Source organism: Oceanobacter sp. 3_MG-2023, from assembly GCF_030688925.1.
Classification (GTDB): Bacteria; Pseudomonadota; Gammaproteobacteria; order Pseudomonadales; family Oceanobacteraceae; genus Oceanobacter.
The window spans coordinates 1-12,023 of record NZ_JAUYVX010000014.1; the positions used below are offsets into that span (position 1 = coordinate 1).

The window sequence follows — 12,023 nt, forward strand, 5'->3', positions numbered from 1 at the left end:
TTGACCCGTCAGGCCTGCAAGTCGGCTTCGTGATTCGAAACCATCCGGTGGCCCAGAGTGAGCACCGGATTAAATAGATGCCCCCACAAGCCCGAATTTCAGAACCCATTTCTGAAATTCGGGCTTGCAACCATCAACAGGCACTTTTATAGTTGCTACTAACAACCAATTAACGCAGCCATTAACGAGACACCCATCGCCATGTCCGCCAGCTCGAAACGCGCTCAGGAACTCTACGAAGCAGTGAACCAACTTATCCGTGTTCACCAGTTCCGCGACCGTGATTGCATTTGCCACCACGATGTCTCGGTGGCCCAGTGCTACGCACTGGAAACCCTGGTCAAGCGTGGCCCGTTACGCCTTCAGGCGCTGGCCGATGAGATGTATCTCGACAAAAGCACCACCAGCCGGGTCGTCGACTCCCTGTTGCGCAAGCAATATGTACTCAAGGCCCACGACCCGGCCGACCAGCGCGCAGTGCAACTTTCACTGACTCCTGCTGGCGAAGCGTTATACCAGACCATCCATCAAGACCTGATCGCGGAAGAAGCGTCCATGATCAAAGACGTTCCCGCTGAAGTGGTCGATGGCGCATTGACACTGATCCGGCAGCTGACCCAAGCCGCTCGTGATCGCCTGGGCTCATAGCCCATTTTTTTACCCAATTAGTTGTTAGTAACAACATTAATCATGGAGACCATGCTATGAACAAAACCACATCCCAATTACCGGTTGCCGTTATCGGTGCAGGCCCTATCGGACTGAGTGCCGCCGTTCACCTGCTTGATCAGGGCTACACCCCCATCGTATTTGAAGCCGGAGACCAGGCCGGTGCCAACCTGGCACGCTGGGGCCATGTGCGCATGTTCTCCCCCTGGGCGTACAACGTTGATGCCGCCGCCGCTACATTACTGCAGCAACAGGGCTGGAACCACCCGCTTGCCAGCGATTTCCCGACTGGCCAGGAATTACTGGCACAGTATGTCACACCACTTGCCTCTCACCCGGCCATTGCCCCTCATCTGCAGCTGAATACCCAGGTTCAGTCGGTCAGCCGTCGCAACCATGATGTACTGCGCACCGGCGGCCGTAACGAGTCCCCGTTTGTGCTCCGTGTTACCGGCCCTGACGGCGAACGCGACGTTGTCGCACAGGCGGTGATTGACGCTTCCGGCACTTATCAGACCCCTAACTGGCTGGGAACCCACGGCATTCCAGCACTTGGGGAAAATGCCGCCGCAGACGCCATCGCCTACGGTGTGCCCAATATTCTTGGTGCTGCCCGCGACCAATACGTCAACCAATCGGTGCTGGTTGTCGGCGGTGGCCATTCGGCGTTTAACGCGTTGCAGGATCTGGTGGTGCTGGCTGAGCAACACGAAGGCATGCGTGTACTCTGGGGGGTACGTAATGCCTCTGTCACCAACGTGGTTCGCTCCCCCGCCAATGATGAATTGCAGGAACGCCGACGCTTGGAAGTCCGCATTCAAGAGCTGTTGGAGCAAGGCCTTATCGAAGTATTTACCGAACTGGAAATCGAAGCCATCGAGCGCCATAACGGCCAGCTGATGGTACGCAGTGGCTCACGTACCTTGCCGCCCGTCGATCGCATCATCGCAGCCACCGGCTTCCGTCCCAACCTGAGCCTGCTGGCCGAAGTCCGTACCTCTTTGGACCCGGCCACACAAAGCCCAACACGACTGGCCCCCCTGATCGACCCCAATCAGCACAGCTGTGGTTCGGTGCCTGAACACGGCCTGGCAGAACTCTCCCACCCGGAACCCGGCCTGTTTATCCTGGGCATCAAGAGTTATGGCCGTGCACCAACCTTTTTGCTGCGTACCGGTTACAAACAAGTGGCCGCGGTTGTTACCGCATTAGGCAGCAACGCCATGTACGCCGCCGCCCAGGCCTCGACGACGGCAGCGGCACCCTCTCCAGCCACGTCATCTTGCCAGGGATGAGCAGGTTGCCTGCACCCGCCCATCGCAGCTTTGTGGCAGCGATGGGCATCAGTCAAATGGTGTCCTGGGGAACGCTGTATTACAGCTTCCCCCTGATTGCCGAGGCCATCTGTAATGAACTGGGCTGGAGCCGTGCGGATATTTATGGGGCTGCCACACTGGGCTTGCTGGCGGCTGCGTTAGCCGCCTATCCGGTGGGGGCTTTGATTGATCGTGGCCATGGTCGTCCGTTAATGGTTGGCGCGACGGTGGCTGCTTCCCTTGCACTGCTGGGCTGGTCCAGTATCAACACCATGACGGCGCTGTATGGTGTCGTGATCACCTTAGGAGTACTACAAGCGGCGTTATCTTACGAACCCGCCTTTGCCGTCACCATACGCCAGTTAGGGACGCAACAAGCCCGCTCCGCCATCACCACCATCACCTTATGGGCCGGTTTTGCCAGCACGGTGTTTATACCGCTGCTGCAATGGATGCTCGACAACCTGGGCTGGCGCGGCGCACTACTGGGACTGGCAGCCATCAATATGGCCGTCGCCGCCCCACTGTACTTTTGGGCCATTCGCTCAGCCACGGTGGCCGATTACACACCTCGGCACCAGCCCGCAACAACCGCATCCCCCAGTCCCCCGGACAATCCTGTTCGGGCGATGCTATACAGCCCGAGATTCTACCTGCTCACCGCTTCTTTCTGTTTTTATATGGCGCTGTTTTCTGGCTTTACCTACCATATTTATCCGCTGCTGGTTGCCCTGTCTTCCGATATTCAAGCCGTCGTGTTCGCCATTGCCCTGATTGGCCCGGCCCAGGTCGGTGCCCGACTATTGCTGCTGTTATTCCGGGAAATCTCCATCAAACATCTTGGCCTGCTGGCCAGCGTTGCGTTTCCGCTAGCGATCCTGCTATTAAAAGCACCGCCATCGGCGTTTACACTGGCGGCCCTGTGTGTGCTTTATGGCGGCGCAAACGGCATCTTTACCATCGTGCGCGGCATGGCCGTACCGGAACTGCTGACGCGCCACCACTACGGCAGCATCAACGGCATTATGCTGATTCCCATGTCACTGGCACGAGCGGCAGCACCCTGGCTGATTGCCGTATACTGGACACATTCCGACACACCCGACAACGCCCTCAACCTGATGCTGGCCCTGGCGATATTGGTACCGGTATTGTTTGGCCTCGCACTTGTTACCAAGAGCCCGACACAAGAGCACAAGGCCGGAACATAAATCACAACAACCACAGACAGAGCCTGTAGCCACGGATACAGGCCCTACATCACTTCCGCTTTATCGTATTTCGTCAGATGATCCATCACAAAAGGACGCCCCTGCACCGCCAGCCACATAACACCGCAGAGCAACCCCACCACCATAAAAAGGCCACCCAGAGTGGACGTCATATTGCCGGAATGGGCGGCGACAAGCTGCACCGCCATGGCACCGAACATACTGGTGATAAAATGAACAAGCGCCACCGCCGAGCCAGTATCACGCTGCTGTTGTTCCAGAATAAGGTTGGTGCCGGGCACACGCAGGCCGACCACAGCCAGAGTGGCCACGGCGGCACAGGCCGCAAAAAGCCAGGGTGAGCGATCACCAAAGAAGACCAGCATCACACCACTCATCACCAACACCGCAAACCCCATGCGGACGATGGTTTGCACCGGCATCCGCCGCGACAGGCGGAGATACAGCATCGGGCCAATCAGGGCACACACCGCATTCATGGCAAAGATCAGACTGAACGCCTGCTCGGACATGCCAAAGCCATCGATATAGACATAAGCCGCACTGCCGATAAACGCCATCAGGCACATCGGCGCCATACCAAAAAGCAACACCAGATAGGCAAAGCGCGGGTTGCTCAGCACCGTGCCCAACCGACTCCAGGACTTGACCACCGGCCCGTCATAGCGATTGACCAGACTTTCCCGAAACAGCAACACAAGGGCCGTGGCGAACAGGCCAAACAGGGCGAGAGCCACAAATATTGCATGCCATGAGGCAACACTCAGCAGCACGGCCCCCAACACCGGAGCGACCAACGGCGCGATAACGACCAACGACATCACAGTGGCAAGAATCCGCTCACGCTCACGGCCCTTGTAAAGGTCTTTAACGATGGCCGTTTCCACCACCGTGATGGCACCACCTCCAAAACCTTGCAAAACCCGGGAAAAAATCAGCGGCTCAATACTGTAAGAGAACACACAGCCAAGACTGGCCAGCACATACAGCGCCAGCCCGATCAACAGAATCGGCTTACGCCCGAACTTCTCGCTCAGCGGCCCCCAAAACAACATGCCGCAGGCATAGGCCACCATATAGCCACCCAGCGTCAGATTTACGGCATCATGGGAGACAGCAAACGCCTCGGCGATCTGCGGCAACGCAGGCAGATAGATATCCATGGTCAACGGCGGAAAGGCACCGAGGATCACCAGCATAAACAGCATCCCGCGTCGGCCTAGCCGTGGTTGTGCCGTTGTCATCGTTTTTTCCTTCTGGTCGGTGAGCTGTCCTCAGTCAGTGAAAGCCCATCTGTGTTTTATATCTGTGTTCTGCCAGCCCGCAAGACACAAAAAAGCCCGCACGGGCACGCGGGCTTTTTATACCTCATCTATCGGGCGTCTAACACCTGGCAGTCCATCTGCTATTGTATCCGGTTTGATAAGCCATACAGAGGACAACTCTGCTCAGCAGCAATTCCTCTCATTGTGGAAGTCGTCCTCAGTACATCGAACAGCAGCAGAGTCCCTCATTAAAGAAAGGCAAAACCGGGGGAGACTATCCGACCGCAACCCTCTCTATCACCCCTTTCTCAAACAGTTGCTGCAAGATTGCCGCACACTGTTCCCGGATGGTGTCCCGCAGCAAGCGAACCGCCGGCGTGATCGATTGTCGGCTCGGGCAAATAAGCCAAAGCTCTGAAGCAGTGGGTTTGTACTCCGGCATAACGCTGACCACATGGCCCGCCAACAGATCAAACGACATATCGAGGCAGGATTTAACGGCGAGCCCTTTACCTGCAACACACCAGCGCCTGACCAGATCGCCGTCGTTGGCGATGCGGTTGCCACTCATCTTGATCTTGTAGTCGCTTCCACCTTGGGAGAACACCCACACATCGTGGACAATATCCTGCAGCTGGTAAAACACGCCTTTGTGTAACGGCAAATCATGGGGGTGTCTGGGCGTGCCATTAGCCTCAAGGTACTGGGGCGAGGCGCAGAGCACACAGGGGACATCACAGATTTTGAAGCCATACAGATTGGCCTGATCAGGAGAACCGTAGCGCAGCGCGATATCCACAGAGTCACGGTAAAAGTCGATATTACTATCACTGATATGAGAACGCAGGCTGACCCCAGGGTTTGCATCCATAAAGTCGTCCAGCCAAGGCGTGACCAGATTCCGTCCCAGATCCGATGACAAGGCAATACGCAGCTCGCCGTCCACCACATGCAGATCACCTTTCACGCTTTGCCGCGCAAGCTCCAGCATCAATAATGCCTTTTCACACTCGGGAATATAGCGTTCGCCTGCAGCAGAGAGCCGCAAACTGCGAGTCGTCCGGACAAACAACTCTACCCCAAGGGCGCTTTCCACCCGCTTAAGGGCGGCACTGGCCGTAGCACTGCGCATATTCAGACTGGTGGCCGCCGCTGTGATGCTACGAAACTCAGCCACTTTAACCGCCACCTGGAGATCTTCTAACAACATATTTTCAAATTTTATTTGATAATGATTCTTCCATTGTGCTGTTTAAGACGATTAATACAAGCCCTACTATAACTCTCAGATCATCACTGACCGGAGAATCCTTATGAAAGCCATTGGTTACACACAATCCCTGCCTATCCATAACCATGCAGCGCTAAACGATATCGAATTGCCCCAACCGATAGCCACCGGCCGTGACCTGCTGGTCAAGATCAGCGCCATTGCGGTCAACCCGGTGGATTACAAGATTCGCCAGAACGTCGCGCCAGCAGATGGCAACAACAAGGTACTTGGCTGGGACGCCGTGGGTGAAGTCGTGGCCACCGGCGAATCGGTTACCCAATTCAATCCCGGCGACAAGGTTTATTATGCTGGCGACCTCAGCCGGCAAGGCAGCAATGCCGAATATCAACTGGTTGATGAACGCATCGTTGGCAGCAAACCCAAAAGCCTGTCCGATGCCGAAGCGGCAGCACTGCCACTGACCGCCATCACTGCCTGGGAATTACTGTTTGAGCACCTGTCATTGCAGCAGCAGAAGCCAGAGGATAACAGCCGATCCGATGAAGTCATTCTGGTTGTGGGGGCTGCCGGAGGAGTTGGTTCGATTCTGCTGCAACTCGCCAGCACGCTGACCGGCGCCACTATTATTGCCACTGCATCACGGGAGAGTTCACGAAACTGGGTAAAAAAACTCGGTGCCCATTATGTGGTGGATCACACCCAGCCGCTGCCAGCACAAATCGAAGCCCTGGGCATTGGCCAGCTGACCCATGTTGCCAGCCTGAACAGCACCGAATCCTACTTCGAGCACTATATCGACTTACTTGCACCCTTCGGAAAAATCGCGCTGATTGATGACCCTGACACCCTGGATATCGCCAAGATAAAACCCAAGAGTCTGTCGCTGCACTGGGAATTTATGTTTGCCCGCTCCATGTTTCATGCCAAAGACATGGATGAGCAAAGCCGCCTGCTCAATCGCGTAGCGGATCTGGTTGATCAAGGCCATATCCAGACCACCGCCGGCAAAAATCTGGGGACCATCAACGCCGCCAACCTGCGAGCAGCCCACGCAGAACTGGAGTCCGGTCGATCCATTGGCAAGATCGTTCTGCAGGGATTCTGAAACAAGGCACAGGGCACCAAGACCGCTCGATCAACAACCGCTGCCAATAAAGGATACCAACATGACTCAATTAACCATCGTCGCCAATATCACCACCAGAGCAGACAAAATCGATCTGGTAAAGACAGAACTGTTAAAGCTTATTGAAGTTACCCGGGCCGAAGCAGGCTGCATCCATTACGACCTTCACCAAGACAACGAAAACCCCGCTCACTTTATGCTCTATGAAAACTGGGTATCCCGTGAACTCTGGCAAACCCATATGAATGCCCCACATCTGGCCGCCTACCTAGCGGCGACGGAAAGCGCGGTTGTCGAATTTACCCTCACGGAAATGAGCGTCATCAGTTAAAGAGAGCTACCGGGTGTCACTCCCCTTTGACACCCACACGCCTGTATAACCGCAGCGCCCGACCAGAACAGACGACCGGACGGCAGGCGTTCAATCGCAAGTCGAGCGACAAAAAAAGCACAACAGACACGGGATCGGATACGCTCTGGCGCTCTGACATTTCACATGCCGTTAACAACGGAGCAAATCATCCATGAAAATCAACAGTAACTTCACCGTTCCCATCCATGTTCAGCTAGCGGATCTGGACTGGATTTCCAGCCCGACAGCCGGTGTGGACCGAAAAATGATCTATCGCGAAGGTGATGAAGTCGCCAGAGCCACCTCTATCGTGCGCTACGCACCAGGCAGTACATTTCCTGCCCACACACACGCTGGCGGCGAGGAAATACTGGTACTCGATGGCGTTTTCCAGGACGAACACGGCGATTACCCGAAAGGCAGTTATCTGCGCAACCCACCGGGTAGCCGTCATCGCCCCGCTGCACTGTCGGGCTGCACGATCTTCGTCAAGCTGTGGCAGTTTCGCGCCGACGACCAGGCTCAAATCGCCGCCATCGCAACACATCCGCAACGCACCATAGCCAGTATCAAGAACGGCAACGACAGCATCCATCACCCAACTGCCGACGCCGAAACGCTTTTCAGTGATGGCCACGAAATCGTAACGCTGGAACATTATTCACCAGAGTCAGCGATCAATATCGCCAACGCCAGAGGCCTGGAAATACTGATCTTGTCCGGAGCCATCAAGGTCGACCATCACACCCTGGAACCCTTGAGCTGGATTCGACTACCCGCCGGTACAGCACTTCAGGGAACAGCAGGGAGCTCAGGTACCCGCTTCTGGATGAAACAAGCACCGCTGCAGCACCCCGACATCTGTGACATAGCGTCGTATTTACAACAAGGGCAACATCCATCATGACACTGCCTAATGACCAGCTTCACGTACATTGATCCGCGCTGGCGGCACCCTGCACTGGATAGCTGGGCACTCTTTACAATCAACGATATTGCCGCAAATACCAGTATTCAAAAAAGCGCTTGGCGTAATGCATCAGCCGGAGCGGAGGTAATAACAGACTCTTACGCTCCGTACGCTTGATTAAAATACCCTGTGACAAGATATCGATAATGCACACCAGCTCGTGCTTAAAGGTCTCAAACTGTTGCGAACCTTTCAGCTCTGCCAGCAGATTACGACTGGCGGCCTTCGCCTGAAGGTCCGCCATATGCGCCTGCTTCGCCTGCCACTCCGGCCCCGGATAACTACCGGAATCCCCGGCGACATAGGTTTTATCCATACCCTCAACCTGACAATATTCATTCGCCTTGATCAGGCCACCTTCCGACTTGGCAATGGCTGACTCCTGCGACCAGGCGGGGCCAGTCATACCCGGCATAAACAGAATCAGATCCGCGTCGATTGCTCCGCCTTCGGTAATCACTTTATTGGCTTCAAATCCTTTCATCTTGTTACCCAAATGGGTGCGGATGCCCCGTTCTGCCATCATTTTCAGCACCGCATCAGGCACCTTGTCGCCCAACCGTTTCGCCGGTTTTGGTGACGGGTTGAAAAATACCAGCTCAAACTTATCGCGCCGGCCCTGACGGCGCAGCAGGGTTTCAATACCAAACAGAAACTCGAACATTGGGCCGCCACGCATGGCAGAAGGCTCATTCGGATTGGCGCCAAAACCGATGGCAATGGTTCCGCCCGGCATAGCGTTAAGCCGGTCACGGATAGCTTCAGCGGCAGAAATACCTTCACAGGGCGTAATGGCATGCTCAATACCCGGCAGTTTTTTAATAAAACGGCCGCCAGACGCAATAATCAGCCCATCGTTACTGAAGTCACCCTGATTGGTTTTCACGGTACGGCCCTGATCCAGAACATCCTCCACCCTCGCGGCAATATGCTTAACATTCTGACGGCGGAAGAAGTTGGTCAGATCAATGATCAGATCTTCCCCTTTACGCAGGCCTGAAGGAATCCAGATCAGACTGGGCAAGTACACCAGCTCCTGAGAAGGAGAAATCACGGTAATCTCCGCATCTGGAGCGAGTTTACGGATCTCCTGAATCGCAGTCAGTGCGGCAAATCCAGAACCAAGTATCGTGATATTCATAACTTTCTCCTTGTATCCCCGAGGATAAACAGAACAGCTGCTAACACCTCTGTCTGATGGCAAAACAATATAACCAACAAGGAATATAACTCACTCTGCTCGCTGGATATACAACAACAGAGCCATCAGAGACAGCGACATATTGCCGCACCGTTGCTGGGTGATGTGATATCAGTACCAGAGTCCATTTTGAAGGCCGGATAGACAAGTACGTGGATTTGTGAGAATGAGCTGACACAGAACTATGAACACCCTCGGATGCCAACAGGAATTTTAGCCTCTAAAAAATCTGGACTCCTGAGCTGATTCTAGTCAGCCGTGAAAGCACATTTTACCGACCATGACACCTCTTGTATTTCATGCCACTGCCGCATGGACAAGGGACATTACGTCCAATTTTTTTGCTCTTGCGACTAGGGGAGAGTTGTTTTTCCCGGTTGAGATTGTCTGTACGTGCAGGGTTAGTCATTCTCGCCGCGTCTTCGTAAATGTGGGCGTTTTCTTCCGTACGTCCTGTCGGTATGTAGACTTCGAAAGACTGCGCCTGAAGATACGTGCATTCAGCACTAACTTCAGCCACGACGCCAATGACGTTAGTAGCCTTGACACTCAACGCACCTGCGCTGGCCTTATTGTTCACCTTAGTCCAGTCAATTGGGTGGTCATGCCGTTGAAGCCAAACGAAGAGCGGCACACCATCCCCGCCCAGAACAAAGTAACGAGCGGGATGCTGAATCAGTGTTTTTCGAAGGTCGGACAGCATCTTGGCCAGATTCTTCCGGCCTTCCTCTCCTAGGTCACGGATATGACTCTCCGCTGAAAGCCAGCCGCTAGCTCGGGTGCTATCGAGTGCTCCAAGCAGCTTCAGCACCTCCTCTGGGAACTCCTGACGTGGGAACGGTTTGCTTTCCCACTCTTCACCCTCGAAGCTCCTGTCGACGATGTCACTCATGCCATCCCAGATAAGCATGTTCGCTTTCTCTTCCTTCAGCTGCTCGACAATATCCTGATCGAAACGGTTCTTCTTCAGGTAAGCACCCAAGTGATCGAACTCGTCGAAGAGATGAGCCCCGCGTATCCCGGCCACAGCTTGCCGCACCTCCAAGTAATGGGCGAACTCCCCGGGTGTGGGCAAGAGTCGCTTGAGCACAAACAAATCGTCGATGGACAGTGAAATGAAAGCATGCTTTCCAAGTAAAGGCTCAACCTGCGGTAATTCTTTACAGTACGTGGAAAAGGGCGAGAACGACTCGACTGTCAACCCAATCGGCACCATCACCCGGTAGTCAGAGCGACGCACACGGCTACACTCTTCGTATTTGCCATCCACGAGGTGATAGAGGGACACTTCATCCGCCGAATTCACATAATTGAAGAAGCGCTCACATTGTTTATATGCCTTGAGTACCAAGTCCTGTACTGATTGAGCATGGCGGCCAAAATCAAGCGCTGGCGATGCGATGGTGGCAGCTGCACCAGCCTTGGCCTCAACTAGTAACAGCACATCATCGACCAAGATTAGAGTGTCGTTTTCGAACCACTGCTTGCTATCAGGGTCCTTGTAGTAAACCTCCTGGAGCACTGTGGCTCCCGGAAGCTGGGCATCTAGAATGTCGGCAAAGGCTGCTTCGCTCATCATTTTCTGCCGATCTTTAAAGGCCTTCTTGTAATCCGGCTTTCGCTGAAGGAGGTTAAAGAGGAGCGCACGATACCCCGCATCGCGAGCAAAACAGGGGTCGACGGCGTAGTAGTCCGACCCCAGCTGAATTAGAGGTTTTTTACGTGCTGGTAGTGTCCGAAAGGGCGTCCCCTTAAAATCGCCCGCAGCGAAGAACTCAGTATCTTCTCCACGCTGGTATGACAAGTCCGCTAGCAATGTCGGTGGCAACTTCGTGTGACGGCTTACATTGGCAATACCACCGCAAAACATATCCTCCATCGCCCCCCGGGCCGCTTTGGACTGCTCCGCATTTTCTGCAACCCATGCCTCCATGGCGTCTTCCATAGACTTACCTTGCTCTATAGAAAAGGCCCTTGCCGCCTCAAACTGCTTCATCATCTCAATGATTGCGTTGGCGTGCCCGGAACGAGTGGCGTCGGCCATAGCCTGAAAGCCTTCCGCAATATCGGTGGCACCAATGCCGTACACCTCCTCCAAAACATCATTGTGAGGCGCCAGAACGTAGCGATAGAACTCGCCCTCCAAAACTTGATAACGATTCCCGCGTATCATGACCCAAGTGGATTTCGCACGGAATTCAATGTCGGCCGTGTTAGGACCGAAGATCCCATCGTTGGTATCAGCGGAGGTGGCCATAGCAAAGAACATGGCCTGCTCTCTCAGTTTTCGGCCAAGTTCAAACAGCTCAGCGCACAGCGCTTCGTCGAATTCCATATCCGCAGGTGCGGCATCAGATGCCAGAACCGCGTGCACATACTCCAGTAAGAACTGGTTTTCATTAACCACGTCATCTGGGCCATCTTCTTGGCCTTGCTTTTCGCCCCCAATTTGGCTTCCCATTGTTTTCATCATGTGCTGAGCGTAGATGTACCCGAGCAAATCATGCGGAGGCATTTTGACAATCAACTCACGCATTCGGTCAGCAATGGATTCCATATCCTTCAATAAAGAAGCAGCAGCTTTCTTTCGTTCTTCTTCCATATTCATCCTCACTGACTCCAGATAATGAAAGTAGCTAACTATTCATCGTTGTGAGA

General features: G+C 54.3%; 10 protein-coding genes. 6 read left to right on the forward strand and 4 right to left on the reverse strand.

Annotated elements, in window-relative coordinates:
• Positions 1-201 precede the first annotated feature (201 nt).
• Genes Q8W32_RS12980 through Q8W32_RS12990 form a run of 3 tightly spaced genes read left to right on the forward strand, consistent with a single transcriptional unit; the run spans position 202 to position 3,196 of the window.
• Positions 202-648, forward strand: a complete 447-nt coding sequence (locus Q8W32_RS12980; RefSeq protein WP_303432022.1) for a MarR family winged helix-turn-helix transcriptional regulator — start codon at positions 202-204, stop codon at positions 646-648.
• Positions 649-704: 56 nt separating this feature from the next.
• On the forward strand, positions 705-1,964 hold the full coding sequence (locus tag Q8W32_RS12985; RefSeq protein WP_305415258.1) for an FAD-dependent oxidoreductase: 1,260 nt from the start codon (positions 705-707) through the stop codon (positions 1,962-1,964).
• Positions 1,965-1,969: 5 nt separating this feature from the next.
• Entirely contained in the window at positions 1,970-3,196 is a 1,227-nt protein-coding gene (locus Q8W32_RS12990) for an MFS transporter (RefSeq protein ID WP_305415261.1), read from the forward strand.
• Positions 3,197-3,240: 44 nt separating this feature from the next.
• Here the strand turns inward: Q8W32_RS12990 and Q8W32_RS12995 are convergent, their stop codons facing one another.
• Both Q8W32_RS12995 and Q8W32_RS13000 read right to left on the reverse strand, forming a co-directional pair.
• Positions 3,241-4,461: a multidrug effflux MFS transporter gene (locus Q8W32_RS12995; protein WP_305415263.1), complete on the reverse strand. Its 1,221-nt coding sequence runs from the start codon at positions 4,459-4,461 to the stop codon at positions 3,241-3,243.
• A 295-nt stretch (positions 4,462-4,756) separates the two neighbouring features.
• On the reverse strand, positions 4,757-5,692 hold the full coding sequence (locus Q8W32_RS13000) for a LysR family transcriptional regulator (protein WP_303432018.1): 936 nt from the start codon (positions 5,690-5,692) through the stop codon (positions 4,757-4,759).
• A 103-nt stretch (positions 5,693-5,795) separates the two neighbouring features.
• Here Q8W32_RS13000 and Q8W32_RS13005 point away from each other — a divergent pair, with 103 nt between their 5' ends.
• From Q8W32_RS13005 to Q8W32_RS13015, 3 genes are all read left to right on the forward strand, one after another.
• On the forward strand, positions 5,796-6,821 hold the full coding sequence (locus tag Q8W32_RS13005; RefSeq protein ID WP_305415264.1) for a zinc-binding alcohol dehydrogenase family protein: 1,026 nt from the start codon (positions 5,796-5,798) through the stop codon (positions 6,819-6,821).
• A gap of 61 nt (positions 6,822-6,882) precedes the next feature.
• A complete protein-coding gene (locus Q8W32_RS13010; RefSeq protein ID WP_303432016.1) occupies positions 6,883-7,173 on the forward strand; it encodes a putative quinol monooxygenase in 291 nt (96 codons plus the stop codon).
• A gap of 193 nt (positions 7,174-7,366) precedes the next feature.
• The gene (locus Q8W32_RS13015; RefSeq protein WP_305415266.1) at positions 7,367-8,101 is read left to right on the forward strand and encodes a cupin domain-containing protein; all 735 of its coding nucleotides are present in this window, start codon (positions 7,367-7,369) and stop codon (positions 8,099-8,101) included.
• A gap of 79 nt (positions 8,102-8,180) precedes the next feature.
• On the opposite strand, the gene Q8W32_RS13020 is transcribed toward Q8W32_RS13015, so the two are convergent.
• Positions 8,181-9,305, reverse strand: a complete 1,125-nt coding sequence (locus tag Q8W32_RS13020; protein WP_305415268.1) for an NAD(P)/FAD-dependent oxidoreductase — start codon at positions 9,303-9,305, stop codon at positions 8,181-8,183.
• 331 nt (positions 9,306-9,636) lie between these two features.
• Entirely contained in the window at positions 9,637-11,973 is a 2,337-nt protein-coding gene (locus tag Q8W32_RS13025; protein ID WP_305415270.1) for a YecA family protein, read from the reverse strand.
• Positions 11,974-12,023 lie beyond the last annotated feature (50 nt).

Coding starts and splice junctions, on each gene's coding strand:
- Q8W32_RS12985 (WP_305415258.1), top strand. CDS start 705: ATGAACAAAACCACATCCCAATTACCGGTTGCCGTTATCGGTGCAGGC.
- Q8W32_RS13000 (WP_303432018.1), bottom strand. CDS start 5,692: ATGTTGTTAGAAGATCTCCAGGTGGCGGTTAAAGTGGCTGAGTTTCGT.
- Q8W32_RS13005 (WP_305415264.1), top strand. CDS start 5,796: ATGAAAGCCATTGGTTACACACAATCCCTGCCTATCCATAACCATGCA.
- Q8W32_RS12980 (WP_303432022.1), top strand. CDS start 202: ATGTCCGCCAGCTCGAAACGCGCTCAGGAACTCTACGAAGCAGTGAAC.
- Q8W32_RS13015 (WP_305415266.1), top strand. CDS start 7,367: ATGAAAATCAACAGTAACTTCACCGTTCCCATCCATGTTCAGCTAGCG.
- Q8W32_RS13020 (WP_305415268.1), bottom strand. CDS start 9,305: ATGAATATCACGATACTTGGTTCTGGATTTGCCGCACTGACTGCGATT.
- Q8W32_RS12995 (WP_305415263.1), bottom strand. CDS start 4,461: ATGACAACGGCACAACCACGGCTAGGCCGACGCGGGATGCTGTTTATG.
- Q8W32_RS13025 (WP_305415270.1), bottom strand. CDS start 11,973: ATGAATATGGAAGAAGAACGAAAGAAAGCTGCTGCTTCTTTATTGAAG.
- Q8W32_RS13010 (WP_303432016.1), top strand. CDS start 6,883: ATGACTCAATTAACCATCGTCGCCAATATCACCACCAGAGCAGACAAA.